Raw genomic sequence first — 26,184 nt, 5'->3', positions numbered from 1 at the left:
AGCGAAACCAGGCATATTTTCTATGTCTTTCTACTTGATCCCGGTGGAGGTTCCGGCCTGAGGCCCCGAGGGCGGCTCCAGGCCATGGGGTGTGCGCAGCTCCTGGAACAACGCCAGGCTGGCCCACGCGAGCATGCCGCCTGCGACGATCCACAAGCTGCCGAGCCCCAGCCGCAGGTAGGCCAAGACGCCACCCAGGGAACCCATGGTGATCATCAGCCAAAGCACTGCGTAGCGCATCCATAGCATCCGGTAGCCGCCGCGGTCCGATCCGGTGGCCAACCCGATGATTGCTCCACCGAGTGCCTGCCCGAGCTTGACCAACGTGCCGGTCATATACGTCAGGCCCAGGGAAACCTCTCCCGAACGAGTGTAGGAAACATTGACCAGGCCCATCGCGGCGGCCAGCAGCAGAGCCGTCAGCTGCGGCAAGAAATTCCCGGAGATGGCCGCGGAGAGCAGCAGTGCCGCACTGGAATACATGGCCACTGGCCGGCGCAGCCTATCGAGCCGGAAGGTAACCAGCGTTGCGAGGATGACACCTGCGACAAAGCAGCCCACCAAGGACATCGCCATCGCCCATCCGGCAAGGTCCCCTGTCATCAGCGCCACGGAGGAACGCGTGGAGTTTCCCGACATGAAGGAGAGGAAGTAGCCGCCGAAGTGCACGAATCCGACGCCATCAACAAAGCCTGCCATCGCCGTAATCGTTCCGGCGAAGAGGATTCCGCGCCATCGAAGGTTCTTCGCCACTTGCCCTGCTTTCTCTCGCCATCAGCACCATCCGGTTTCCGTAGGAGCCCTGCCATTATCTCCCCCGAAATCAGCAGCTGCGAATAAGGAATGCCCGGTGAGCAAAAGTTGTTACCTCAAGCATGAGCGAAAATACTGCTGTCCAGTCCCCGGAAGACAAGCGCATCCGCGTGGATATCTTCTCCGATATTGCCTGCCCTTGGTGCTTCATCGGCAAGCGCCGCTTTGAGCGGGGTGTCGAGGCGTTCGAATACTCCCAGAACGTGGATGTCTACTGGCACTCGTACCAGCTGGACCCGAGCCTGCCTGAGAACTATGACGGCAGCGAGGCCGAATACCTCTCCAAGATGAAGGGACTGGGCCAGGAACAGGTCGCCCAAATGCTTGACCATGTCACCGCCCAGGCTGCTGCCGAAGGATTGAACTACGACTTCGCCAACTTGAAGGTCGCTAATTCCTTCACTGCACTACGCGTACTGGAATACGCCAAGAAGCATGGTGCCGGAAACGAGATGAAGGAAGCGCTGCTTTCTGCCCACTTCGAGAAGGGCCTGAACACCGGAGACCTAGAAACGCTGCTCGAACTGGCCGGAACGCTGGGGCTGGATACCGGGGAACTGCGTGCGAAGCTCTCGTCCGGATCCTACGTTGAGGAAGTCAACGCAGATATCGTCCAGGCACGCGAGCTGGGCATCAGCGGTGTTCCTTTCTTCATCATTGATGGAAAGTACGGCATTTCCGGCGCCCAGCCAGCCGAGGTCTTCGCAAATGCGCTGGCCCAAGTGCATTCCGGAGATGTGCAGGCCCCGTAGCCAGCTATTTGCTGCAGACCAGCTTGCCTTCAGAAGTATCGAGCTTGCGTTCTTTTTCCAGGCCGTCGAACTTCTCCCCCAGCGCCAGGTCCACCCGGCTGCCCCACTTCTTTTCGTCGTAGATGAAAACGATGCCGGGGATCTGGCGCTGCACGGTGAAAGCCTGGGCATAGCCATCAGGCCCGGCAATGACCGCGCCAGCGGTTTCGGAGAGCGACTTCCACCCGGAAGTCAGCGACGAAATCTTGAAGCCGCGCTTTTCCAGTGCCTCGGCAGTGTCACCCGCAAGACCCGAAATATCGGTCGTGTTCAGCACGCGTATTTCGACATCTGAAGGTTTTTGGTACTTGAAATCGATGGCCGGGCACTTGGGGTTTTCGATTTTCGTCTCGCTTGGCTTCGGGCTCGCAACGGCGGCAGGCTCGCCACCCAACTTCAGCGTTCCATTGAAAACGAGTACGGCGCCGGCCAAAACCGCGATCACCAGCAGGGCCATCACGGAGAAAACAATGTTCTGGCGTTTGCGGGCACGCCGCTTAGCCTGGCCGTCCGAGCTGAAACTTAATTCTTGCTCGTCGACAATATGCGCACCGTGCCATTGCCCCGGGTCATCGCGATCACGCATCATTCCACCTTGCTCTGGTCAGCCTTCGGCAGCTGCTGGCCTGAAGGCGACGTCATCGTCATCCTCGTGGCGCTAGCTTATCTAACTAGCGTCCAGATCCAATATGCGTGCGTGTATTACCGAGCGATGATGAAGCGCCGAGCGCAGCGCGCGGTGCATCCCATCCTCCAGATACAACACGCCCCGATAGCGCACTACATGCGGGAACAAGTCGCCATAGAAGGTGGAATCCTCAGAGAGCAATGTTTCAAGATCCAAGGTGGCTTTGGTGGTGACCAAGTCAGCTAGTTTCACTTGCTGCGGGGGAAGTCCGCTCCAATCACGCGCCGAAGAATAGCCGTGGTCCGGGTATGGACGGCCTTCACCTACCGCTCGAAAAATCACTATTCAAGCATACGGACAAACTCTCCAGACCCACAGACCTGCAGATCAGGCGCTAGTTGGCAGGCCGCAGGAAGGCCACTTCCCGAGACGGCGCCGATTGAGCCGGGTGGCAGCCGGACTCGCCGCGCAGTTGCCGGGCGAATGCTACACGCGAATGCGAATAATCAGACACGCAATGCGAAAAAGCAAGGATTGTTACGCCAAGGGAAACTTGGAGGAACCGGGCGTAACTTTAGCTGGTAACAATCGCGTCATAAGGTGCACTCTGGGTTTATGAACAACGTAGTCACCGAGATCCCACTGCTCGATATTTCTACCGCACGCAATGCTGACGGCTCCTTCAACAAGGATTTCGTTGCCGCGATTCGCGACGCCGCACACCGCGTCGGCTTCTTCCAGATCGTCGGATACAGCGCATATGCCGGGCAGGACCAGGAACTGCTCGACACCATCGCAGAATTCTTCCAGAAGCCCGTTGAGCAGAAAATCAAGCTCGATAACCGCAATAGCGCCCAGTTCCGCGGCTACACCCGGATGGGCACCGAAATCACCCGCGGCCGCGCCGATGCCCGCGAACAGATCGACTACGGACCGGAACGCGAGACGTTGGCGGTCGTTCCCGAGGACAAGCCGTACTTGAACCTGCAGGGCCCGAACCAGTTCCCTGCCGATTTCCCCCAGCTCGAAGAGCGCGCCATGGCGTGGGCCGAGCTGATGAACAAAACCGGCCACGAGCTGCTTTCGGCCATCGCTGTGGGGCTGGGCTTGCCCGAAGGCCACTTCGACGAGCCATTCGCCAACACCCCGTCATGGATGGGCAAGTTGGTGCACTACGTTTCGGGCGACGTCGTACCAGAGTCGGGCAACCAGGGCGTTGGCCTGCACGCCGACTACGGCTTCGTCACCCTGCTGCTGCAGGACCAGGTTGGAGGGCTGCAGGTGCAACCCTACGGCCAGGAAGAGTGGATCGAGGTGCCGCCGACCCCGAGTGCATTGGTAGTGAACCTCGGGGAGATGCTCGAAGTCGCGACCAACGGCTACCTGATGGCCACCATCCACCGCGTCATTGCGCCACCAGCTGGCGTTGACCGCTACTCGGTGCCGTTCTTCTACTCCCCTCGACTGGATGCAGTGATCGACAAGGTCGAACTGCCAGCCGAGCTGGCTGCCGAAGCTCGCGGCGTCTCCGATGATCCGGAAAACCCAATGCTGGCTTCCTACGGTGCCAACGTGCTCAAGGGATGGCTGCGAGCCCACCCGCAGACCGCGGCCATCCACTACCCAGAGCTGGCCAAGGGGCGCAAAAGCGCCTAGGCCGTGAGCTTCTGCAGGGATCAGGAGCTGCACACGCAAAACCTGTTGGCGTCGAGCTGGTGAGAGATTACCGGCCCGGCGCCAATAGGCATTTAAAGCGCCTCGCTTATTCGACGCCGGAAAGCACGCAGAATTCGTTGCCTTCAGGATCAGCCATCACGATCCAGCTCTCGCCCTCCCGCTGGCCCACATCGGCGTAGCTGGCCCCCAAAGAGATCAGGCGATCAGCTTCTTCTTGCTGCTGGGCGTTTTGAGGACGCAGGTCCAGATGGAGGCGATTCTTGATGCTCTTGGTTTCGGGCACTTGCGCGAACGTCAATTTCAGCCCGCCCGGGCCTTGGGATTTGGACCCAATACTGACCAAGCCGGCTTCTTCTTCCAATACGTCATAATTCAGCGCTTCGCACCAGAACCTCGCCACCAGCATCGGGTTCGCGCAGTCGACGGCGATTTCGCTCAATACACTTGCCATAGTCTTACCTTGCCGAAAGATTGCTGAACAGTTGCCACGGATACTACCCGCCAGGTTCTGGCAATGCCGGTAAGCGCAAAAAAATAATGTCCCGGCTCATCGTTTTCACGATGAGCCGGGACATTACATTCGGCGGAGGATAGGGGATTTGAACCCCTGAGGGCGTTAACCCAACACGCGTTCCAGGCGTGCGCCATAGGCCGCTAGGCGAATCCTCCTCAGTTTGCTCCGTGGAGCAGGATCAAGCATATCTAAATTCTCGCTCAATCACGAATCGGACGTTTCCACGTTGCTTCCCAGCTCATTCTTGAGGCGTCAAACCCCTGAAATTCGGTAATTTTGCACCTTTTCACCATCCCGATCTTTTCTCCAAAGGCTGCCGTTTGAACAGATCAATACTGTAAACATGAGTAAAAGAGAGGTATTTCACAGCCAAGACGACCCTCGCCGACTGCCTATCAGCCCGCCCGGGACAAGGAGTATCCCCGGAATCGATGGTCTTTGGGCCGCGAACCTGGACAAAGACAATCTCTTTACCCAGATCGCCGCTACCGCCATAAACCTTTATGACCAGTCGCCGGTCACTGCATCCGCCCAGGGCCTGGAGCGGCTGAAGACCATTGCCCGGCTGCACAGCATGCTGGATGCTGCCGAGGCAGCGGTGTTGGCCGATAGCTACGAGTATTCGGTCGCCGAGACGATCAGCCACGGAACCCAAGAGCCGCTGCTGGATGACCCCGGCACAACGGAAGAAACAGCTGAAACTCATTCTGCCTACTTCTACGGTGTCAATCGCTCCGACGAGTCGCTGATCCGTTCTTCCTTTGTTGCCGAGGCATCGGTGGCAATGCGCTCCTCGGAAAAGAAAGTCCAGGACAAGTTGTTCTTCGCCGAAGGACTGCGCCATCTTTGCGCAGACACTTTGGACGCCCTGAGCGTCGGTGAGATCACGACCAGATCCGCGCAGGAGATCGTCAAGCACTCTCAGGATCTGGCACCCGAGGACGTGGCACTAATGCAACGAACCTTGCTGCCGATAGCGCGGCAGGCCGCTGACTCCGCGATAGCCCTACGTGCCAGGAAAATGCGTGAGCGATTGCATCCAAAGCCCATTGAAGAACGCCACAAGAAAGGTGCGGAGGACCGCAAGATCACCTATTGGCACGAGGCCAATGGAATGAGCGTGATTCAGCTGCATCTGCCGGTGGAAAAGGCGTTGGGCATTATCAATACCGTCAATTGGCATGCCGTACGCAATGTTGATCCAGCTGATAATCGGACCGAACAGCAACGACGGCTGGACATTGTTTGCGATGCGTTGCTCGATGGTTGGCCCGCAACCGAAGGGACCCCGCTCAAAGCTCGTGTAGCTGTCACGATTCCTGCGCTGGAAATGCTGGCCAACCCTAAACGCGCACTAGCTGACCTTGAGGGCTACGGGCCGATCCCAGTAGGGACAGCGCTGCTAATCGCAAAAGACGCCCCGTCTTTCATCAAGGTGCTCACCGATCCTTGGTCAGGGGCAGCTATAGACGTGGGCCGCGAAAAGTACCGTCCGTCCAAGGCGCTGCGTGATCTGCTGCGAAATCGGGATATCGTCTGCCGCTTCCCCGGGTGCAATCGGCCCGCCGAAGCATCCGAGATTGACCACATCGATGCATGGGCAAAAGGCGGGCACACCACGCGCAGCAATACGCATTTATTGTGCAAGCGGCATCAGATGTTCAAGCACGTGCTGGGATGGCAAGCCACCTATCTTCCGGACGGTTCAGTGAACTGGCGCTCCCCCAACGGCATGATTTGTGTTGAGCTTCCCGGCAGCGTCACCAGCGTCCAGAACTTCGACTTCGAGAAGGAGCAGACGCCCATGTTGCCTACCGTCCAGCTCAATGACCGCGTTCGACGCGTACTTGGGTGGCTAGAACCGCCTGAAGAAGCGACCGGCTGAGGACGAACAGCATTTTTGGTCAAGATCTCCGAGCCATGATTTGCAAGCTGAGAGCAAGCGCACGCCTGCCGATTTTCATCCAAGCGCCAACCTCGGGTAGTATTTTTGGTGACCCCTCGTGTGGTGTCATCCTGTTGAACTCCCCCAGGACCGGAAGGTAGCAAGGGTAGATGGGCTCTGGCAGGTGCATGAGGGGTCTTTTACTTTCTTACGCAAGCCGAATGGAGTCCACGTGGGCGCTGGCCGTTTCGCCCCTAGCCCTTCGGGGCCACTCCACCTTGGCAATTTGCGCACGGCCATCCTCGCTTGGCTTTTCGCCCGCTCCTCGCAACGCAAATTCCTACTGCGCATTGAAGACTTGGATCGTGTTCGTTCCGGCGCCGAAGCCATCCAAATTGCTGAATTATCGTCCTTGGGCCTTGATTTCGACGGCGAAATTCTCCGACAGTCCGACCGCCTTCCGATTTATCTCCAGGCCGTTGAGCGGCTCAAGGCCCGCGGCTTGGTCTATGAATGCTTCTGCTCGCGCAAGGACATCGCCGAAGCCGCAAGTGCTCCGCATGCTGCGCCCGGCGCCTACCCGGGAACCTGCCGCGATCTGAGCGCCAGCGAACGCTCGGCTAAAGCACAGAACCGTCCAGCCGCCTTGCGACTGCGTTCAGAAGTGAACGAATTTTCTGTTCATGACGAACTATTCGGCGATTACACCGGTGCGGTAGATGACTTCGTCCTGATCCGCAACGATGGAGCTCCCGCCTACAACCTTGCGGTTGTCGTCGACGATGCGTTCTCAGGCATCGACCAGGTCGTGCGCGGAGATGATTTGCTCTCTTCTGCGCCGCGGCAGGCCTACCTGGCAACGCTACTGGGCTACACGGTCCCGGCCTACGCGCACGTACCGCTGGCACTGAACACCAAGGGCCAGCGCTTGGCTAAACGCGACGGTGCAGTAACACTCGAAGAGATCACCGAACAAGGTGTGCATCCAGCCAACGTTGTGGCGATTTTGCTAGAGTCATTGGGCTTGCCCAGCACAAGTTTGCAGGCAGCCCTGGAAGCTTTCGATCCGGCGAATCTGCCACGTGAACCGTGGACCGTCGAACCATTGAATATTGTCCAACAGCTGATGCCTAAAGCATCAGGCAACTGATAGGGAACCGGTGTGAGTACAGCGCTATATCGCAGATATCGTCCCGATACGTTTGGCGACGTTATCGGCCAGGAGCACGTTACCGCGCCCTTGATGACGGCGCTGGAGAAGAACCGCGTCAACCACGCCTATCTATTCTCCGGTCCGCGCGGTTGCGGCAAGACGACTTCTGCCCGCATTTTGGCCCGTTGCTTGAACTGCGAGCAGGGCCCTACGCCCGTTCCTTGCGGCACCTGCCCAAGCTGCGTGGACCTTGCCAATGGTGGCCCGGGTTCGCTGGACGTCATCGAGATTGACGCGGCCAGCCATGGCGGCGTAGATGATGCCCGCGATCTGCGCGAGCGCGCAACCTTCGCGCCAACTCGCGACCGCTACAAGATCTTCATCATCGATGAGGCCCACATGGTCACGGCGGCAGGCTTCAATGCCTTGCTGAAGATCGTTGAAGAGCCACCGGCGCACATCAAATTCATCTTCGCGACTACCGAGCCGGAAAAGGTCATCGGCACCATCCGCTCGCGTACCCACCACTACCCATTCCGTCTGGTTCCGCCAGAGGCATTGCTGGCGTACCTGCAAGTGCTCTGCGAACGCGAAAGCGTCGCGGTAGCCGAAGGCGTACTGCCACTGGTGATCCGTGCTGGCGGCGGGTCGGTCCGCGACACACTTTCGGTGCTGGATCAGCTGATCGCTGGTGCCCGCGATGGCAACCTGGATTACGAGACGGCCATTGCACTGCTGGGCTACACCCACTCGACACTGCTCGATGAGGTCACCTTGTCGCTGCACGAATCCGATGGCGCTGGTCTGTTCGGTGCGATTGACCGCATCATCCAGACCGGTCTGGATCCCCGGCGCTTCGTTGAAGATGTGCTGGAGCGCTTCCGCGATCTGATCATCGCCAAGGCCATGCCAGAAGGCCTGGAGAAGATCTTGCGCGGCGTACCAGAAGACCAGCTTGAATCCCTTCGCTTGCAAGCTGGCTTGGTCGGTGCAGACGAACTATCGCGATGGGCCGATGTCACCAACAAGGCCCTGAGCGAGATGACCGGCGCAACTTCGCCTCGTCTGCACCTGGAATTGCTGGCCGCGCGCTTGATGCTGCCCGGTTCGCAGAATTCCGACAGCGCTTTTGCCGCTCGGCTGGATCGGTTGGAGCGCCATGCGATGACCGGTGGAGCGCTGCCTGCGCTTGATGAGAACGACGCTGCAAGTGCTGGTGCCTCAATGAACGCCACTCCTAACCCGGGCGCCGCGCGTCAGGGTGCTGCCGCAGTACGCGAAGCCCTGGCCGCCGCCAAATCCCGTCGTGAGGGTGCACCCGAACCGGCTGAAGCGCAGGGCGAACCAGTGGCTGGCGAACAGGCCCCACAGGTTCAGCCAAATCATGCCCAGCCGCAACAGCAGGCTCCCGAGGCTCCAGCGCAAATACAGCAGCCCGCGCAGCACGCAGAACCAGTTCAAGCTCAGCGCACCGAGCAGCCTCAAGAGACTCCGCAGCCAGTGCCTGCCGAGCAGGAAACGCATCCCCAGCAGTCCGCGCCATCACAGCCACAGCCACAGCCACACGATGATGATCCAAATGCTCCGCTGGATCCAGGCGCGGCAGCGTCGCTGAACACTGGTGAAGCCGCTGACTGGGGTGCAACTTGGGGTCCAAAGGGCGAAAACTACTCGGTGACCACCGAGGTGCAGCCTGGTCCGAGTATTCCGGCAGCTCGTCCGGAAGGCGTGGCACCATTCAGCTTGGTCCCTGATCCTTCCAGCGGTGAAGACCTGTCATTCGGCACCGGGGTCTCCATTGATGACGTGAAGCAAAATCCTGCCATGGCCGAATTCGCACGTCGTGCGGCTGCCAACCGAACACCACAAGCACCGCAGTCGGCACAGCCGCAACAGGCACCAGAAGCTAGCCAGGCTGGCGTGGATGCTCAGCGCCACGCTGCCCACCAGGCGCAAGAACAAGCCCAACGCGAACAAGCTGAACGCGAAGCACAACAGCGCGCCGCACAAGAACAGTCCCAACGCGAACAAGCTGAACGCGAAGCACAACAGCGCGCCGCACAAGAACAGTCCCAACGCGAACAAGCTGAACGCGAAGCACAACAGCGAGCCGCACAAGAACAGTCCCAACGCGAACAAGCTGAACGCGAAGCACAACAGCGAGCCGCGCAAGAACAGGCCCGACGCGCTCAAGCACCGCAACAGCAACAACAACAACAGGGTGCTCAGCAACCTCAACATGGTGCCCCTAGCGGGATGCCGCAGAGCCAGCCAGCACCACAGGACACCGGCTCACCGGTGGCGATGTTCCAGCAAGCGTGGCCAACGATCTTGCAGCAGTTGCAAGGCAGCTCGCGCGTCCTGCATTCCATGGTTGCCACCTATGGCTCTGTGGCAGGCTTCGATGGCCGCACCCTCACCTTGGCGTTCAGCAATACTGGCCCAATCGTGAATCTGCGCAACCGGCCGGATCTGATGAATACGCTGACCGGGGTTCTATCCCAGGTCACCGGTGCACCGATCGAAGTGATCCTCACCGAAGGCGGCTCCAACCCCAACGGTGGTGGTTCCCCAAAAGGTGAGCGCCGGCCAATCCCGGCGCCAACCCCAGCACCAACTAAGTTCACCAAGGCTGTAAGTTCTGCTGGGGCGGCTGCGCGCGCTGCGGCACGGGCCCAAGCTGCCGCTCCGGCACCGCAGCAGCGCCCGGTATCCGCTGTGCCAAGCTCGGCACCAGTCGCGCCTGCACCACGCGCCCATGACGGGTACGACAACTCCTACGATGACGTCCCGCCTCCCGCGGATGAACCCTACTTCGACGAGCCACCGTTCCCGGATGACCCGTACTACGTGCCAGCTGGTTCTGTTCCGGAAGCGCAGCAGGTTCAGCCGCAGCAACAGGCTCCGGTCCCGGCCGTGGCTCCGCAGCCGACCCCGGCAGCGCCAGCGCCAGCGCCAGCGCCGGCGGCTAGTGCACCACGGAGTTTCGGTGGACCTCCGGTGGCTCCTAAGCCCCGGATGACTGCCGGAATGACAGCGCGCCAGGCTGAGGGCGGTGTTCCGAACATTGCACGTCCGGTTTCTTCGACCCCGTTGCACCCGGAAAGCACCACCGATTCCTTCGGGAATCTAGCGGTTGGCGAATCCGGGCAGCAGGCTCCACAAGCTGTGGCGCCATCAGCTCCATCGGTTCCGGAAGCCCCGGCGCCGCGGGCTGCCCAAACGCAGCCGCAGGTCCGCCCCCAGCACCAGGAACAGCCTCGCCAGGAACCGGCCGCACCGGTGCAACCCCCGGCAGCCCCGCAGCCGGCCCCTGAATCCGCTCCGGGATGGGGCGCTCCACAGGCTGAACCGGCACCGGATCCTGCGGATTCCGCACCGGCGGCCTCAGGCCGCATGAGCCGATACCAGCAGCTGATGGACCAGGCGAAGAACGCACCCAGTGCGCCGGCGCCTGCCCAGGCGGCGAGCGGCTGGGGCGGTCCTGCTTCGGCTCCCGCGCCTGCTCCGGTGCAAGAGCCCGAGGAATTTGTCCCGAGCGACGATGATATCGAGGTCGAGGATTCGGCACTGATCGGTGTTCCAGCCGTGGAACGCCTGCTCGGCGGCATGGTCATCGAGCAGCGCGACGTCAACGGGAATGTAGTGGAAATCAAACGAAGCTTGTAGCCGGCACCACGGCGAACTGTCGGAGTGAGACACTAGGGTGTACCACGGAACGATTTCACGGTATTGAAGCAAGCTAGAAAGTAGGCGCACGTGTACGAAGGTGCTGTACAGGAACTGATCGACGAGCTCGGTCGCTTGCCTGGCATCGGCCCGAAGTCGGCTCAGCGCATTGCTTTCCACATTCTTGACGCCGATGCCGAGGACATGACCCGGCTCGCCGCCTCGATCCAGCTGGTCAAGGAAAAGGTGAAGTTCTGCGAGATCTGCTTCAACATCTCGGAGCAGGAAACCTGCGCCATTTGCCGCGATGAACGCCGCGATGGCACCAAGATCTGCATCGTGGAGGAGTCCAAGGACGTCCTGGCCATTGAGCGCACCCGGGCGTTCTCCGGCAAGTACCACGTGCTCGGCGGTTCCATTAATCCGCTGGCAGGCATTGGCCCGGAACAGCTGCACATCCGCGAGCTGGTAACCCGCTTGGCCGATGACTCGATCACCGAACTGATCCTGGCCACCGACCCGAATCTCGAAGGCGAAGCCACCGCCGTGTACCTGGTGCGCGCGCTAGCCCCTTTGGGCATCCACATCACCCGGTTGGCCTCCGGCCTGCCGGTGGGCGGCGATCTGGAATACGCCGATGAAGTGACCCTGGCCCGCGCCTTCGAGGGACGTCGCGCTGCCGGCCGCACCGCGCCGGGTCCGGCCCGCGCCAAGGCCCAGAAGCAGGGATCCGAGGAGCAGGCGCCGCAAGATCAGTCCGGAGAAGCTGCAGAGAAGCCGAAAGCCCAGCTATCCGAACCTCGCCTGCTGCACGTTGGCGGTGCGCCGGTTTCTTCCAGCAACGCTGGCGAAGGGCCTTCGCATCCGGTAGTCCCCGAGATGGATAGCCGTCGCAGCCAGTAGTTCTGGTTGCCTTGGAACGCTCTGCACTCTTCCGGTTCGCCGGCTTGAGCGCAGGGCGTTTTTCTATGCCAGCACGGTGATGTGGGGTGAAACACGCTTAGTTGATAATAGTCAACTATCGCCGTATAGTTGATATCAATCAACCATTCAGGCCCTCTATGCCTGACCCTAAATTTTTGGAGCTTCCATGACCGCAACCGCACCGGTCGCCAAGCCCAAGATGACTCACCGCGAAATCCTCACTGCCCTCACGGGCATTTTGATGGGCATGTTCGTCTCCATCTTGGCCAGCACCGTCGTTTCCAGCTCGCTGCCAGTGATCGTCTCCGATCTCAACGGCAGCCAGACCGCCTACACCTGGGTGGTCACCGCCACCTTGTTGGCGACCACCATCTCCACTCCGATCTGGGGCAAGCTCGCCGACCTGGGCAACCGCAAACTGCTGCTGCAGATCTCGCTCGGCATCTTCGTGCTGGCCTCGGCCGCCGCAGGTTTCTCGCAGGACACCAGCTTCCTGATCACCATGCGCGTCGTCCAGGGCCTGGCCGGTGGCGGCGTAGGCGCCTTGGCGCAGATCGTCATGGCCGATTTCCTCTCCCCCCGCGAACGCGGCAAGTACATGGGCCTGTTCGGCGCGGTCATGGCCGTTGGCACCGTGGGCGGCCCGCTGATCGGCGGCTTCGTTACTGACACCATCAACTGGCGCTGGAACTTCTTCATCGCCCTGCCTTTCGCCATCGCTGCGGTCATCCTGATCCAGCGCACCTTGCACCTTCCGGCCATGGCCAAGCGCAAGGTCAAGATCGACTACTGGGGCATCGTCCTGCTTTCCTCCGGCGTCTCGCTGCTGCTGATCTGGATGTCGCTGGGCGGCTCGCAGTTCGAGTGGGCCTCGACGACCAGCTACCTGATGATTGCCGGTGCGGTAATCCTGCTGGCGCTGTTCATTCTGGTCGAAGCCAAGTCCTCCGAGCCGCTGCTGAGCCTGGGCCTGTTCAAGAACCGCACCTTCACCTTCGCGGTCATCGCATCGCTGGCCGTTGGCGTTTCGATGTTCGGCACCTCGGTGTTCCTCAGCCAGTACATGATCATGGCCCGTGGCGCATCAGCCACCATGGCCGGCCTGATGACCTTCCCGCTGATGGGCGGCCTGCTGGTCATCTCCACCATCGGCGGTGCGATGATCTCGCGCACCGGCAAGTGGAAGGCACTGGTTGTCACCGGTTCGGTGCTGATCGTCGTTGGGCTGTTCCTGCTGGGAACCATCCACTACGACACCAACTACGCGTTGGTCGCCGCCTACATGTTCATCCTCGGCGCCGGCATGGGCCTTGTCATGCAGAACATGGTGCTGGTCGTGCAGAACTCGGTCCACGTCAAGGAACTGGGTGTAGCCTCCTCGGCCGTGAACTTCTTCCGCACCTTGGGCGGCACTGCGGGTACCGCAGGCCTGGGCGCCATACTGGCGACCACTGTGCCGAACATGATCGCCGACCGGCAATCCGATTTGGCCGCAGCCCTGGCTTCCCTGGGCGACCAAGCCAAGGAGCTGACCGCAGCATTGGGATCGGGCACCCTGCCTTCAGTTGCAGCGATGCCTGAACCGGTCCGCGTGATCTTCGAGTCCATCTACGGCGACGCAGTGCCTTCGCTGTTCACCATTGCCGCTCCGCTGTCGCTGCTCATCGTCGTGGCTGTCTGCCTGATCCCCAACCAGTCGCTGAAGACCCAGACTGCAAGTGAACGCATGCAGGAGCTGGCTGCTGAGGACCAGGACGCAGCCAAGGCAGAAACGCCAGCTGGCAACTAGGAGATCCGGTGCAGGTTTCAAGCAAAGCCGAAGACGTTCCCGCCGCTCAACGTCCCGATCTCTATGCCTCAGCCGAACAGGAGTTATTTTCACTGATCGCGCTGACGGCGCGTGCCAAGCGGGAACTGGCCACTCGGCTCGACAGCCGGCTCACCCCGGGATACCTGCCCGTGCTCGGGATGATTCTGCGCAGCCAACGCATCACCCAGTCTGAAATCTGCGAACACTTGCTGGTCGATAAAGCTGCGCTATCGCGCATGATCACCAAGCTGGAACAGCTGGCGCTGGTCAAGCGTGAAGTCGACCCGGAAGACCGGAGGGTGTTCCACATCCTGCCTACCGAGCTTGCGGTTGAAAGGTGGCATGAATGCTTCCAAGGGTGGCGTACAGAGCTCCGCTCGCGCATGACCAATTGGGACAATGAGGATCTGTCGGCACTCATCGACCTCCTGAGCCGATTGAATTTGGAAATCAAGTCCCTCTAGAGCGGTCCAATCCCAGGCCGGTCTTCTCGGAATTACCGAGAAGACCGGCCAGGGGCTTTTAAAGCCCACTACATGCACCGGCAGTTCACGGCTTCGCACAGCGCCCTCGCTCACGGCCCATTCCCCGGCGCCAGACAGCGGCGCCGCGGCCACCTTGTTGTTGGAGCTTGCCAGGTTTCGGTACATGGGCACTTCACTGGGCAGATTAGGGAAAATCGAAATCCGCACTGGTTCAAGAGTGGAAGGAATGGGCAGGCATCATGGATGCCGCGGGCCTGCGCGACATGACGCAGAACGAATGGATTCAGAGGCTGCTTCCGCTGATGCAGGACCCGCAGAAAAGCGGCAGGCTCCTGCGGGCCCGGCGCATCGCTTCGGAGTACCGACAGCTCCAAGTCCGCCCTAGACTGTCCTCATGGCAACAAAAAGCAGCAACCTCCCGGCCATCGCCAAGGCCACCGGCATTGAATGGGATCAGTGGTGCGCCAAACTGCGCGCTGGCGGAGCCGATCAACTTACGCACAAGCAGATAGCCGAACTGGCTTTCACCCACATGCCCCCAACCGTCGATACTCCGGGCTGGTGGGCTCAATCCGTGGCTGTAGCCTATGAGCAGCACATTGGCCGACGCCTGCCCGGCCAATCCCAAGACGGCACCTTCCAAAGTTCGGTGAGCAGCACGATCGATGCTGATTTGGATACCGCGCTGGAACGCTGGATCGCCTGCGTCCAGGGGCGCCAGGAGTTCAACGGCCACCAGCTTTCCGAACCTGCACGCACCAGCGGCTCAGAGCGATGGCGCTATTGGCGAGCTGATTTCAGCGACGGAACCAAGACACAGGTAGACATTGGCCTCAAAGGTGGAAAATCCTCGGTTGCCATAAACATTACTAAGGCTGGAACACCTGAACAGGTGTCTGGATGGAAGGGCTTTTGGCGACAAATTTTGGCTGAATTCAAGGGGTAGCCAGTGTTTTTCAACAACCTGCATTGAGGTTCCTAGGCAATATGACCAATGGTTACCTTCACAACTAGGACATGTCGCCCCGTAGCTGTCACAATATTTATCTGGTAGATGTCTCGCGCCACAGTTCCATCAAAAACCACCGGCGGCGAGGCACAGCTTTCAACAGGTGGAGTGAGTGCCCATGGGCCTAATTGTTCAAAAGTTTGGCGGTTCTTCCGTTTCAGATGCCGAAGGCATCAAGCGTGTAGCGCGCCGAATTATTGATACTAAATCCAAGGGCCATGACGTCGTTGTCGTTGTTTCCGCAATGGGCGACACCACCGATGACTTGCTGGACCTGGCAGGCCAGCTTACCGATGATGCACCAGCCCGCGAGATGGACATGCTGCTCTCCGCTGGCGAACGCATCTCGATGTCGCTGCTGGCGATGGCGATCAACCAGCTCGGCGAGCAGGCTGCTTCATTCACCGGCTCGCAGGCAGGCTTGATCACCGACTCCACCCACGGCAAAGCCCGCATCATGGAGGTCTCCCCGCAGCGCGTACGCCGTGCCATCGACCGCGGATTCATCGCCATCGTCGCCGGTTTCCAGGGCATGAGCAAGGAATCCAAGAACATCACCACCATGGGCCGTGGCGGCTCGGACACCACCGCCGTCGCGCTGGCCGCAGCGCTGGGCGCCGATGTCTGCGAAATCTACACCGACGTGGACGGCATCTACACCGCCGACCCGCGCGTGGTCGCCTCGGCCAAGAAGATCGAGAAGATCACCAGTGAAGAAATGCTGGAAATGGCCGCCAGCGGCTCGAAGATCTTGCACCTGCGTTGCGTGGAATACGCCCGCCGGTTCGGCGTGCCGCTGCACGTGCGCTCTTCATTCAGCACCAACGAGGGCACCTGGGTGCTCCCGGATCCCGAAGACAAAATCAAAATTCAAGAGGGAGAACCCTTGGAACAGCCAATCATCTCAGGTGTCGCCCACGACCACTCCGAAGCCAAGGTCACCATCATTGGCGTTCCGGACATCCCCGGCAAAGCAGCACAGATTTTCGGGGTTATCGCCGCTGCGCAGGCCAATATCGACATGATTGTGCAGAACATCTCGACCCGCGGTTCGGGTGCCACCGATATCTCCTTCACCCTGCCGATGACCGAGACCAAGCATGTGCTTGAAGCACTGAACACCGCGAAGCCGGAGATCGGTTTCGAGGAAATCGAGCACAATGACGAGGTTGGCAAGCTCTCGCTGATCGGTGCCGGAATGCGCTCGAATCCAGGAGTCTCCTTCACCTTCTTCGAGGCATTGCACCGCGCGGGCGTGAACGTGGACATGATCTCCACTTCAGAGATCCGCATCTCCGTGGTCACCGACGCCGACAAGCTCAACGATGCAGTACGCGCTATCCACACCGCGTTCGATCTGGATACCGACGTGGAAGCCACCGTCTACGGCGGCACCGGCCGCTAAGCGCCGACAAGCTGAAAAGGAGAACGCCTGCGAAACAATTACTGTTTCGCAGGCGTTCTCCCAATTAACTGCTATTTATTCGGTTCCAGCGTCTTGGTGTAGACGATTTCGCCCAAGCCATTGCGCAGCGTGACGGTGAACAGGCCCTGCTCATCGAGGTCGACGTGGCCGAAGAACTGGCCCTTGCCATCGCGCGGCGACTGGTTGGTGCTGCCAGCCAGCGAGAAGTCCACGCGTGGTCCGAAAGTGCCATCCATTTGGTTCGGCCCGAAGGAACCGGCATTGACTGGACCGGCCACGAATTCCCAGAACTCATTGAACTCGCTGAAGGCTGCACGCTCTGGAGAGTAGTGGTGCGCCGCGCAATAGTGCACATCCGCGGTCAGGAAGACGACATTCTTGATGCCGCGGTCCTTAATGGCCTTGAGCAGGCGGGCAAGTTCCAGCTCGCGGCCTAGTGGTGCGCCGTGGTCTGCGTTGGAAATTGATTCCTGCGCCTTGCCGTCCGGAACAATGATGCCCAGCGGCAGGTCGTTGAGAATGACTTTCCAGGTTGCCTTGGACTTGGCCAAGGAATCGACTAGCCAATTCAGCTGCTCTTCGCCGAGAATTGAAGTGGACTTCTCTTCCATTCCGGCGGTGTTCTCGGACTTGTAGCTGCGCATGTCCAATGCGAACAGGTCCATTGCTGGACCACGCGAGATTTTGCGGTAGATGCGTGCTGCCTCGAATCCGGTGCCTGCGCGCATGGCGCGCGGGTCGGCGATCGGCTGGTATTCCTGCCAGGCCTGGCGGCCGCGGGCGGCAAGGGTGTTGATATCGCGCACCGTGTAGCGCTCATCTTCGATGACCTCACCCGGCCACCAGTTATTATGGGTCTCGTGGTCATCCCACTGGGCAATCACCGGAACCTCGGAATACATGGCACGCACGTTGCGGTCCATCAGGTTGTAGCGGTGCCGCCCACGGTACTCGGCCAGGGTTTCGGCCACCTTGGAGACTTCCTCGGTGACCAAGTTGCGCCAGATCTGGCCGTCCGGTTCCACAACTTCTGCGGCAATCGGGCCGTCGGCGTAGATGGTGTCGCCGCTGTGCACGAAGAAGTCCGGCTTGGTTGCATGCATGGCCGCGTAGGCGCGCATGCCACCGATTTCTTCGTTGATGCCCCAGCCCTGGCCAGCGGTGTCGCCGGACCACACAAAACTCTGGGCACGGGAGGCGTCGTGGTTGCGGCGACCGGTCAACGCCGGTGCGGTGCTGAACCAGCCGTTCTGAGTCTCGCCAAGGGTGCCGTTATCGTCCTCGAAACCGATGCTGACCGCGAAACGGGTACCGGCAGGCAGATGCTCGGCATTGATCTTTGCAGTGAAGTCAGTGGCCTCGCGGGCGTAGGCACCGCGCAAAGTCTTGGCGAAGGATCCACGGCCGCGGATGATTTCCCCCGCTTCGTCCACCGCACGCAGCTGCGCGCGCAAGCGGCCTTCCCCGGAGCTGCGAGCCCAGAGTACGGCATTGCTGGCAGAGACATCCCCCATGGAAAATCCGCTGGTCAATCCCAGGCGGGAACGCACGAGTCGGGGACTGCTGGAAGCCAGCGCTGTTCCAGTGGGCCCAACCAAGGTCAAAGCACCTGCGCCAATGGCGCCGGTGAGCAATTTGCGTCGCGAAATATTATTCATGTGATTCAGTGTTCACGACTTGATCAGCCATTTCCTTGAGCCCAGATGAACACCAAGAGAAATCGTTCGTGTCCTGTCCACACCACGAATCCAGAGATCCTGAACTCCAAAGCACGCCCATTACTGGCAGACTAGAAAAATGAGTTCACCTCAAGTCATTTCTGGCCCGCCGTCGGCTGGCCACCCAGTTCCTCCAGCTGTGCGCACTGCAGCCGGCCAGGCGGAAATCGAGGGTATCTGGCAGAACGCATTTGGCGGGATAACATACCGGCTTGGGCAGGGCGAGCCGATGCGCTTCGCCAAGTGGTCGCCGGGATGCCCTCCCGAAGAGGACGGCGATCTCCTGGCTGAAGCCCTGCGCATGCGGTGGGCGGGAGAATTCATCAGAGTCCCCGAAGTGCTCAGCTGCGGTCAATATGCTGACGGCCAGCTGCTCGTCACGGCAGCATTGCCCGGGCACAGTGCAGTCAGCGAGCTTGGCAAAAGCGATCCGGCGCGATCCGCGTATGCAGTGGGCGCCGGTCTGCGCCACCTGCACGATCGGCTGCCGGTCGACCAGTGCCCCTTCAGCTGGGATCTGGAATCCCGCATCCAGCACCTGCCTGACCAGGAGCAAGCTGCTTTGCTGGCTGAAATCCCGGAGCTTGATCTTGTGGCCTGCCATGGCGATGCTTGCCTGCCCAACACGATCATCACCGATAGCCATGATTTCAGCGCGCATGTGGATATGGGGAAATTGGGTCTTGGAGACCGCTGGGCGGATCTCGCCGTTGCCGCATGGAGCACCGAGTGGAATTACGGGCCTGGTTTCGAACAACATGTCTACGCCGGGTACGGAATCGAACCCGATGAGCGGAAGGCGTCGTTCTACCGAAAGGTCTGGGACGCAACCTAGGAGGCCAAGCCGCTAGCGTGCCACGTAACGGTGCTCGGGACGGCCACGAGTTCCGTATCCAAGCTGCAGCTCCAGGGATTCATTGGCCACCAGCGCCGCCAAATACCGTTGCGCTGTCGCACGGGCAACCCCAATTGCCTCCGCGACCTCGGCGACGCTCATGGGTTCGGTAGCATCCTTGACGCAGGAAAGAACTGCCTGCTCGGTGGGGGCGGCACCCACCGATGCGTTGGTTTCTTCGCCCCCTTGAAGCGCCCGGTACAACCGGTCCACGCCCTGCTGGTTGAACTCCGCGGTCCCGGTCAATTGGCGACGATAGCGAGCCCAGCCTTTGAGCTTGGCGGCCAGGGTCTTGGCCTCAAAGGGCTTGATGATGAACGCCAGTGCGCCCGAGCGCAGCGCTTTGTCAATATTCTTCGGTTCAATCGCCGCGGAAATCATGATCGCATCAACATCGAGTTCTCTCAACAGCTCGATTCCACTGACATGCGGCAGGTAGAGATCCAGCAATACCAAATCAGGTTTCAGGCTCTGCACCATTTTGGGCACAACACGCGGATCCTGCACAGGCTCCAGGGCCTGGAACCCGGGGATGGCGTTGACCATCTCAGCGTGCAGCTCTCCTACCCGGAAATCGTCATCGACAATTAGCACCCGGTAGTTGCCGCTGGAATTCTCGCTCAATGTTGCGCTCCTTCAATCTCGTCGTTTTCCGTATTGGCTGGCTCCACCAGTACCGCCGGCAATCTTGCTGCGATAACTGCCCCGGAACCATCCGTCCCGCGGTCCGCTATCCAGACGTCCCCGCTGCGGGCTTGGGCGAGCCGTCTGATCAGCGGCAATCCGACGCCATGGCCATGATCGCCACCCAGATGGGACCCGGTGCTGACGTCCCGGGCGAAGATATCCTCGTCGGTGGTAATGCCGGGTCCAGAATCGGCCACGGCGATGTGCAAGGTGTTCCCTTCGGAGAGCAAGTCGATTTCTACCCAGGGTTCTGCATCTGTGCAAAGAGCTGCCGTGAAGGCGTTATCCAGCAGATTCCCCAGGACTGCGGTGGCGTCTTGGGCATCGTGGGCCGAGGCGATGTGTCCGAAAAGCATGGATTGGGCAGACACTCTCAGTTCTATGCCTTGTTCGTGGGCGCGCACCGCCTTCGCCGAAATAAAAGCCGAGAGGTAAGCGTCCTGGATGGCCTCCAGCCCGGGAACCCGAGCGATCTTCGGCCCGGATTCCATCACCTCACGCAGGTAGTCTTCTGCCTGTTCGATCTTGCCCAAGTTGATCAGCCCGAGGACTGCGTGCATCCGGTTGGCGAATTCATGGCGCTGGGCGCGCAGCGCATCGGCCATGTCCTGGACTGCATCGAGTTTGGTTCCCAACGCTTCAAGGGTGGTGACATCATGGAGCAGCACGACCAGTCCGAGGTCCACTCCGTCACGGTCGACCTTGGTCACGCGGGCTATGAGCGAGTTGCCATTGGCCGCAAAGCGCACCGGTGCCGGGTCGCATTCCTTGATCGCCCTGACCAGCCGGTGATCCAAACCAGCGGATTCAAAGTGGCGGCCGACCACGTCCTCCAATTCGGTGCGGTGCGGCAGTCCCAGCAATTGCCTGGCGGCCCTGTTGCGCACGGTAATTCGGCTATCGGCGCCAATGCCCATGACACCTTCGGTAACACCGTAGAGCACGGCCTGCTGGTCCCTGACAAGCTGGGCAATTTCGGCCGGTTCCAGCCCAAGGGTCTGGCGCTTCAAACGGCGTACGGTGACTCGTCCGGCAAGCACTGCCAAGGCTGCGCAAATCGCCGCAAGCAATACAATCCAGGCGAAGGACTCAAGCAGCGCCCCGGTCAAGGAGTCAGTGGTCACGCCCACGGAAACCTCTCCGATGACCGCACCCGCGGTACTGTAGACCGGGACCTTGGCGCGCACCGATTCACCAAGGGTTCCGTGTTCCCGGGAGACCGCTTCAATGCCTTCCAGCGCCACCGGGTCAGTAGAAACCATTTGGCCCAGTTCCTCGGGGTTCGGATGGCTCAAGCGCAGTCCGCGGTCCTCGGTAATCACCACGAAATACGCTTGCTCTTGCCCAATGACAGCGTTTGCCAGTTGCTGCAGTTTTCCATCGGCGAGCGCCTTGGCATCCAGCTCGTCCAGCTTTGCATAGTGCGAGACCTGCTCAACTACTTCCGGCAAGACGGCCACCGAACGAGCTATGGTCAGCGAGGTATCTTCGGCTTTTGAATAGACGCGGTCATAGCTGGCGAAAAGCGTTCCGGCGGTAACGAGAACAATCAGAACACCTACGACCAGGAATTGAAGCCGCATGATGCGTGATGCGAAATGCCGGGTGCCGGCGCCAGAACGGAACATGCCACCCAGCATAAACCCATCTTTCCACTCTCGTGATTTTAATGAGCAAAAAGTTGGCAAAGAACTTAAGCCTTCAACAATAAGCACAAGACGCGCAAAGTGAGCACCGACACGTACCTTGAATGGGTGCCCCTCCTAGCTTGTGGGGACTAAGGATTCACTCACACTGAAATGGAGGTCGGGTCAATGCTCGTTGTACTCGGATTCCTCATGGTCGCCACCTTCATGGTGCTGATCATGACAAAACGCATGACGCCGCTGCTGGCATTGATTCTGGTTCCAACCATCTTCGGCTTGTTCACCGGTGCCGGATTCGGCCTTGGCGACATGGTCATGGACGCGGTCAAGGACATGTCCAGTACCGCAGCCCTGCTGATGTTCGCCATCATGTACTTCGGCATCATGATCGACGTCGGCTTGTTCGACCGATTGGTCTCCGGCATCCAGAAGCTAGTGGGCAACGACCCCGCCAAGGTCGTCATGGGCACTTCGCTGCTCACCGGCGTAATTTCCCTCGATGGCGATGGCTCGACCACCTTCATTGTGGTTACCGCGGCACTGCTGCCGATCTACCAGCGCCTGGGCATGAGCCCAGTGGTCCTGACCTGCGTTGCAGGCCTGACCAATGGCACGCTGAACATCGTTCCCTGGGGCGGCCCAACGGCCCGCGCGGCAGCGGCACTAGGTGTTGACGCCTCGGAAATCTTCGTGCCGATGCTCCCTGCGCTGGGAATTTCCCTCATTGTCATTGCCCTGTTCGCATGGCAGATGGGCGTATCCGAACGCCGCCGCTTGCAGCGCGAGCGTCCGGAAATCTGGGGCACCGAACTCGGTGGCGGCAACGTTTCCACCCCTACCGGAGGAAAGAGCCCTGCTGGCACTTCCCCTGCCGGAGGCAACCTGGCCGTACTGGAATCCGTGGCTCGCAAGGGCGATGGCACCGAAGCTTCCACCTTGGACGGCACCGTCCTGGATCCGGATCGCGAGACCCTGCGCCCCAAGACCTTCTACTTCAACCTGGCGCTGACCGTCGCCATCATGGTGCTGCTGGTAGTCGATGTCACTCCGTTGCCCTACCTGTTCATGGTGGGTACCGCGATCGCCTTGATCGTCAACTTCCCCAAGGTCTCCGACCAGGTGAAGATGATCGCCGCGCACTCCAGCGAAATCATTGCCGTGGTCTCCATGGTGCTCGCCGCGGCAGTGCTCACCGGCGTGCTCTCCGGCACCGGCATGGTTGATGCCATGAGCCAGTGGCTGGTGGATGTCATTCCTACCTCCATGGGTCCATACATGGCAGTACTGACCGGGCTGATTTCGATTCCAGCTACCTTCCTGATGAGCAATGACGCCTTCTACTTCGGCGTCTTGCCAGTTCTCGCCGAAGCCGGCGCGCATTTCGGTGTACCAGCGGTGGATATGGCTCGCGCCTCCATCACCGGACAGCCAGTGCACATGCAGTCTCCGCTCGTTCCAGCCATCTTGCTGCTGGTGTCGCTCTCTCGTGTGGACTTGGGCGATCACCACAAGAAGGTGCTGTGGCGTGCGTTGGTGGTCTCCTTGGTCATGCTCGCTTCGGGCATGCTCCTTGGTGTCATCCACATGGGCTAACGCCCCAGGACCAAAGGTCCGTCGTCAGCCAGGCTCCGTGCCACCCGGACATTTCCAAGCGGGTGGCACGGAGTCCGGTGTTTAACCCGGGCTGACCCTGTTGGCAGCCGGCCGGAGGCTGCCGCATGCAGCTATTCGAGCACCCAGTTGCTTCTTCCCGGCAGCCATTGACCATCTGCACAGGGCGCCGGTTCAGCAAGCACAGTTTCCCGTGAAAAACTGGAGGCAGGGCAAGACGTGCACAGCGCGTGCTTCCCCTGGACCGGATGGACCCGCCACTGGGCCACACCGCGAATTCGACCGTCTTCTCCCGACGCAAAGGAAGGCTCCAGCGCATGGAAAGAGAACCTCTGGACAACAGCATCTCCCTGGCCCAGCTCGAAGCGGTTGTCATGATTGTGGACTATGGTTCCTTCACCGCCGCCGCGGATATCCTTGGCATCTCCCAGCCCTCCTTGTCCCGGCGCATTAGCGCGTTGGAGCGCACTCTTGGCATGCCCGTGTTCCGGGCCGCTGGAAGGGACATGGTGCTGACCGAGGTTGGCCGGAGCATCATTCCTGCCGGCCGCCGGGCACTGCGTGAAGTCGCCGCGATCGGAACCATCGCCTCCTCCACGCGTGCATTGGCCACCGGATCCCTGCGCATCGCGGGGTTGCCCTCCCTGGTTGGAGGAATCATGCCCGAGTACATCGGCCCCTTCCATCGCCAGCACCCCGGTGTCCGGATAGAGATCCTGAGCGTGGAGGACGATGAGCAGCTTGCCGATGCGCTTCGCCTGAATCGTGCCGATGTGGCTTTTGGCGTGAACGAGCGCATCCCCGCGGACCTCATCGGCAAATCCCTGCGCGATCAGCAATTCTCGGCGGTCGTATCCGAGGATACCGAGGTGGACCCGGACACTGGGCTAAGCACAGAATTGCTCAATTCCCTGACTCTGGCCACCCTCCCCCAGGGCACCTCGATTCGCAAGATCACCGACGAAGTTTACCGGAGCTTGAAGGCCACCGCTCCGCGGCTCATCACCACAACGCAACGCGACGCATTGGTCCATCTGGGCATCGCCGCCGGCGGCATCACCTTGGTTCCACGGATCATGGCCAGCACCGCCGTGATCTTCGGCGGCAAGCAGGTCCCGCTGAGCTTGCCAGCCAGCAGGCCCCTGGGCGTCATCTACCGCCGCGAAGAATACCGCAATCCGGCGCTGGGCGAATTCCTCGAATACCTCTGAGACAGAGATCTCCAGGCGGTTTCCGCTCTCCTGAACCTGCGCGCGAAATCGGCCTTTCATGCGCTGCATGCATGGCTCTAATCAACCATGCTATTGGTTCCAGCGGCGTTCCACGTGGTCAGCTTGATGGGTAATCCGGCCATGGTCCTACCAAGGAGAGCAAGATCGTGAATTCCCAACGAACACCGTACTCTGCCAGGCGTAGTTCCAAACGGCCGCGGCGCCGGGTAGCTGCCATCATTGCAGCGGCGCTGGTGCTGGCAATAGTTGTGCCGACCAGCATTGCCTTCCTGCGCCTGCAGGGGAATATTTCCGTCTCGGCGCTCAGGGCTTCTGAAGCGGATGTCCCGGACTCCAGCGAAGGCCTGAATCTGCTGGTGCTCGGTTCCGATAGCCGGGATTTCAGCTCCACCGGCTTCGGCACGGATAACGGCTCCCGGCGCAGCGATTCCATGCTGCTTGTCCACTTGTCGCCAGGCAACGAGCGCATCGAGGCGGTCCAGATCCCACGCGATACCGTCTTGCAGCGCCCGGCCTGCGCGGATACCGGGTCCGGCGCTTATGCCGGAGGATACGGCATGATCAATTCTGCGCTGAATTACGGTCCCGCGTGCTCTGTCGCCGCGGTGGAAGCGCTCACCGGAGTTCACCTGAACCACTTCATTGAGGTGGATTTCGAGGGATTCATTTCAATCATCGACGCACTCGACGGGGTCAGCGTGTGCCTGGCCCAGCCAATGACCGATCCGAAAGCAAACCTGGATCTTCCAGCCGGGCTGCAGGAGCTGGACGGAACCGATGCGCTTGCCCTGGCCAGGACCCGCCATGCCGTTGGCGATGGAAGCGACCTCGCTCGGCTCGGAAACCAGCAGAAGGTCATGTCCGCAATAGTCCAGCGTGCCACCAGCAAGGAAGTTCTCGCACGCCCGGACCGGCTCTACTCTTTCCTTGACGCGATTACCTCCTCGATGACCGTCGACCCGGAACTGAGTTCGCTACCGGAACTTGCAGGATTGGCTGCGCGGGTCAAGGACGTTCCCACGGACAGGATCACCTTCATGACCATGCCGACCCAGCCTGCACCATCAAACGCCAACCGGGTGGTCCCGGCTCCGGACGCGACCCTCATCTTTGAACGCATCAAGCAAGACATCCAGGTGAATCCGGATTCCGAGTCCGAATCCGGCTCCGAATCCGATGCAGGAGAAACTGCCACGGCGAAAGCCTCCGCCCGGCAGCTACCTGTCAGCATAGCCAACGCAGCGCGAGTGAGCGGACTGGCCGGCAAATTCGCCAACGAAGCCACGGAGCAAGGCTTCACCGTCACTTCAATCACTACCGCGGCGTCCTTGCAGGCGCAGACACGGCTGCTGATTCCGGATACTGATGCAGCCAGGAAAACAGCCGACGCATTCGCCAAGGCAGTCGATCTCGATATCAAGGCAACAGTCGCCGATGTCGAAAGCATCGAATTGATTCTGGGCCAGGATTACCAAAACCTGGAGCGGCCAGAAAAGCAGCCCGTCAAGGTGAACAGCCGCAAAGCAGACCAGAAACTCTGCGGCTGAGCCGGCCCCAAGGGCGGGCAGCGCCACCGGAACATCCTGCCATGCCGCGATGGCTGCCAGGCGA

20 protein-coding genes, 1 tRNA gene, 1 other RNA gene and 1 pseudogene are annotated in these 26,184 nt (G+C 60.4%); 15 read left to right on the top strand and 8 right to left on the bottom strand.

The genetic code is table 11. The features are described from left to right. Window positions 1–30: 30 nt before the first annotated feature. Window positions 31–753, bottom strand: a complete 723-nt coding sequence (locus EDF61_RS13095; protein WP_105659185.1) for a YoaK family protein — start codon at window positions 751–753, stop codon at window positions 31–33. 122 nt (window positions 754–875) lie between these two features. On the opposite strand from EDF61_RS13095, the gene EDF61_RS13090 reads away from it, so the two are divergent. Then, a complete protein-coding gene (locus tag EDF61_RS13090) occupies window positions 876–1,565 on the top strand; it encodes a DsbA family oxidoreductase (protein WP_133834350.1) in 690 nt (229 codons plus the stop codon). A 4-nt stretch (window positions 1,566–1,569) separates the two neighbouring features. On the opposite strand, the gene EDF61_RS13085 is transcribed toward EDF61_RS13090, so the two are convergent. Next, window positions 1,570–2,190 (bottom strand): LytR C-terminal domain-containing protein, encoded by a 621-nt coding sequence (locus tag EDF61_RS13085; protein WP_166650803.1) that lies wholly within the window; start codon window positions 2,188–2,190, stop codon window positions 1,570–1,572. A gap of 81 nt (window positions 2,191–2,271) precedes the next feature. Next, window positions 2,272–2,574 carry a type II toxin-antitoxin system VapB family antitoxin gene (locus EDF61_RS13080; protein WP_105659188.1) on the bottom strand — a complete coding sequence of 101 codons (303 nt, stop codon included), beginning with the start codon at window positions 2,572–2,574 and terminating at the stop codon, window positions 2,272–2,274. 273 nt (window positions 2,575–2,847) lie between these two features. On the opposite strand from EDF61_RS13080, the gene EDF61_RS13075 reads away from it, so the two are divergent. Further along, window positions 2,848–3,888, top strand: coding sequence for an isopenicillin N synthase family dioxygenase (locus EDF61_RS13075; protein ID WP_133834349.1), 1,041 nt, complete (start codon window positions 2,848–2,850; stop codon window positions 3,886–3,888). A gap of 106 nt (window positions 3,889–3,994) precedes the next feature. Here EDF61_RS13075 and EDF61_RS13070 read toward each other — a convergent pair whose 3' ends face one another. Both EDF61_RS13070 and EDF61_RS13065 read right to left on the bottom strand, forming a co-directional pair. Continuing rightward, a complete protein-coding gene (locus tag EDF61_RS13070; protein ID WP_133834348.1) occupies window positions 3,995–4,360 on the bottom strand; it encodes a VOC family protein in 366 nt (121 codons plus the stop codon). 133 nt (window positions 4,361–4,493) lie between these two features. Beyond that, a tRNA-Ser gene (locus tag EDF61_RS13065) sits at window positions 4,494–4,578 on the bottom strand. A gap of 188 nt (window positions 4,579–4,766) precedes the next feature. On the opposite strand from EDF61_RS13065, the gene EDF61_RS13060 reads away from it, so the two are divergent. From EDF61_RS13060 to EDF61_RS13020, 9 genes and pseudogenes are all read left to right on the top strand, one after another. After that, complete coding sequence (locus EDF61_RS13060; protein ID WP_105658000.1) at window positions 4,767–6,308, top strand: HNH endonuclease signature motif containing protein; 1,542 nt, start codon at window positions 4,767–4,769, stop codon at window positions 6,306–6,308. A gap of 107 nt (window positions 6,309–6,415) precedes the next feature. Continuing rightward, window positions 6,416–6,512, top strand: an RNA gene (gene ffs, locus EDF61_RS13055) — signal recognition particle sRNA small type. Between the two features lie 28 nt (window positions 6,513–6,540). After that, window positions 6,541–7,458, top strand: a complete 918-nt coding sequence (gluQRS, locus tag EDF61_RS13050) for a tRNA glutamyl-Q(34) synthetase GluQRS (protein ID WP_133834347.1) — start codon at window positions 6,541–6,543, stop codon at window positions 7,456–7,458. 12 nt (window positions 7,459–7,470) lie between these two features. Then, window positions 7,471–11,130, top strand: coding sequence for a DNA polymerase III subunit gamma and tau (locus tag EDF61_RS13045; protein ID WP_133834346.1), 3,660 nt, complete (start codon window positions 7,471–7,473; stop codon window positions 11,128–11,130). 90 nt (window positions 11,131–11,220) lie between these two features. Then, window positions 11,221–11,811 (top strand): annotated as a pseudogene (gene recR / locus EDF61_RS13040) (recombination mediator RecR); the annotation flags it as partial. 409 nt (window positions 11,812–12,220) lie between these two features. Then, the gene (locus EDF61_RS13035) at window positions 12,221–13,843 is read left to right on the top strand and encodes an MFS transporter (protein ID WP_105657996.1); all 1,623 of its coding nucleotides are present in this window, start codon (window positions 12,221–12,223) and stop codon (window positions 13,841–13,843) included. Window positions 13,844–13,851: 8 nt separating this feature from the next. Further along, window positions 13,852–14,328, top strand: coding sequence for a MarR family winged helix-turn-helix transcriptional regulator (locus EDF61_RS13030; RefSeq protein ID WP_105657995.1), 477 nt, complete (start codon window positions 13,852–13,854; stop codon window positions 14,326–14,328). A gap of 415 nt (window positions 14,329–14,743) precedes the next feature. Continuing rightward, window positions 14,744–15,295: a hypothetical protein gene (locus EDF61_RS13025; RefSeq protein ID WP_133834345.1), complete on the top strand. Its 552-nt coding sequence runs from the start codon at window positions 14,744–14,746 to the stop codon at window positions 15,293–15,295. A gap of 181 nt (window positions 15,296–15,476) precedes the next feature. Next, window positions 15,477–16,763: an aspartate kinase gene (locus EDF61_RS13020; protein WP_105657993.1), complete on the top strand. Its 1,287-nt coding sequence runs from the start codon at window positions 15,477–15,479 to the stop codon at window positions 16,761–16,763. A 71-nt stretch (window positions 16,764–16,834) separates the two neighbouring features. Here EDF61_RS13020 and EDF61_RS13015 read toward each other — a convergent pair whose 3' ends face one another. Then, window positions 16,835–18,442 (bottom strand): alkaline phosphatase D family protein, encoded by a 1,608-nt coding sequence (locus EDF61_RS13015; protein ID WP_133834344.1) that lies wholly within the window; start codon window positions 18,440–18,442, stop codon window positions 16,835–16,837. Between the two features lie 199 nt (window positions 18,443–18,641). Between EDF61_RS13015 and EDF61_RS13010 the strand changes: the two genes are divergently transcribed. Then, window positions 18,642–19,337, top strand: a complete 696-nt coding sequence (locus EDF61_RS13010; protein ID WP_286172250.1) for an aminoglycoside 3'-phosphotransferase — start codon at window positions 18,642–18,644, stop codon at window positions 19,335–19,337. Window positions 19,338–19,349: 12 nt separating this feature from the next. Here EDF61_RS13010 and EDF61_RS13005 read toward each other — a convergent pair whose 3' ends face one another. Further along, window positions 19,350–20,021, bottom strand: coding sequence for a response regulator (locus EDF61_RS13005; protein WP_105657990.1), 672 nt, complete (start codon window positions 20,019–20,021; stop codon window positions 19,350–19,352). Continuing rightward, window positions 20,018–21,712, bottom strand: coding sequence for a sensor histidine kinase (locus EDF61_RS13000; RefSeq protein ID WP_133834342.1), 1,695 nt, complete (start codon window positions 21,710–21,712; stop codon window positions 20,018–20,020). The genes EDF61_RS13005 and EDF61_RS13000 overlap by 4 nt, the downstream gene beginning before the upstream one ends. 186 nt (window positions 21,713–21,898) lie before the next feature. Here EDF61_RS13000 and EDF61_RS12995 point away from each other — a divergent pair, with 186 nt between their 5' ends. From EDF61_RS12995 to EDF61_RS12985, 3 genes are all read left to right on the top strand, one after another. After that, window positions 21,899–23,323: a CitMHS family transporter gene (locus EDF61_RS12995; RefSeq protein ID WP_105657989.1), complete on the top strand. Its 1,425-nt coding sequence runs from the start codon at window positions 21,899–21,901 to the stop codon at window positions 23,321–23,323. 335 nt (window positions 23,324–23,658) lie between these two features. Beyond that, complete coding sequence (locus EDF61_RS12990) at window positions 23,659–24,552, top strand: LysR family transcriptional regulator (RefSeq protein WP_105657988.1); 894 nt, start codon at window positions 23,659–23,661, stop codon at window positions 24,550–24,552. Window positions 24,553–24,719: 167 nt separating this feature from the next. Beyond that, complete coding sequence (locus EDF61_RS12985; RefSeq protein ID WP_133834341.1) at window positions 24,720–26,120, top strand: LCP family protein; 1,401 nt, start codon at window positions 24,720–24,722, stop codon at window positions 26,118–26,120. Window positions 26,121–26,184: the final 64 nt, after the last annotated feature.

The organism is Arthrobacter sp. JUb115 (assembly GCF_004365035.1).
GTDB lineage: Bacteria > Actinomycetota > Actinomycetes > Actinomycetales > Micrococcaceae > Glutamicibacter.
Note: the sequence above shows the minus strand (reverse complement) of the source record. Positions and strands in the feature narration are given on the sequence as shown.

What these genes read in the sequence shown, in the direction of transcription:
- EDF61_RS13090 (WP_133834350.1), top strand. Translation starts at nt 876, where the DNA reads ATGAGCGAAAATACTGCTGTCCAGTCCCCGGAAGACAAGCGCATCCGC.
- EDF61_RS13085 (WP_166650803.1), bottom strand. Translation starts at nt 2,190, where the DNA reads ATGCGTGATCGCGATGACCCGGGGCAATGGCACGGTGCGCATATTGTC.
- EDF61_RS13075 (WP_133834349.1), top strand. Translation starts at nt 2,848, where the DNA reads ATGAACAACGTAGTCACCGAGATCCCACTGCTCGATATTTCTACCGCA.
- EDF61_RS13070 (WP_133834348.1), bottom strand. Translation starts at nt 4,360, where the DNA reads ATGGCAAGTGTATTGAGCGAAATCGCCGTCGACTGCGCGAACCCGATG.
- EDF61_RS13060 (WP_105658000.1), top strand. Translation starts at nt 4,767, where the DNA reads ATGAGTAAAAGAGAGGTATTTCACAGCCAAGACGACCCTCGCCGACTG.
- EDF61_RS13035 (WP_105657996.1), top strand. Translation starts at nt 12,221, where the DNA reads ATGACCGCAACCGCACCGGTCGCCAAGCCCAAGATGACTCACCGCGAA.
- EDF61_RS13025 (WP_133834345.1), top strand. Translation starts at nt 14,744, where the DNA reads ATGGCAACAAAAAGCAGCAACCTCCCGGCCATCGCCAAGGCCACCGGC.
- EDF61_RS13020 (WP_105657993.1), top strand. Translation starts at nt 15,477, where the DNA reads ATGGGCCTAATTGTTCAAAAGTTTGGCGGTTCTTCCGTTTCAGATGCC.
- EDF61_RS13015 (WP_133834344.1), bottom strand. Translation starts at nt 18,442, where the DNA reads ATGAATAATATTTCGCGACGCAAATTGCTCACCGGCGCCATTGGCGCA.
- EDF61_RS13000 (WP_133834342.1), bottom strand. Translation starts at nt 21,712, where the DNA reads ATGTTCCGTTCTGGCGCCGGCACCCGGCATTTCGCATCACGCATCATG.
- EDF61_RS12995 (WP_105657989.1), top strand. Translation starts at nt 21,899, where the DNA reads ATGCTCGTTGTACTCGGATTCCTCATGGTCGCCACCTTCATGGTGCTG.
- EDF61_RS12990 (WP_105657988.1), top strand. Translation starts at nt 23,659, where the DNA reads ATGGAAAGAGAACCTCTGGACAACAGCATCTCCCTGGCCCAGCTCGAA.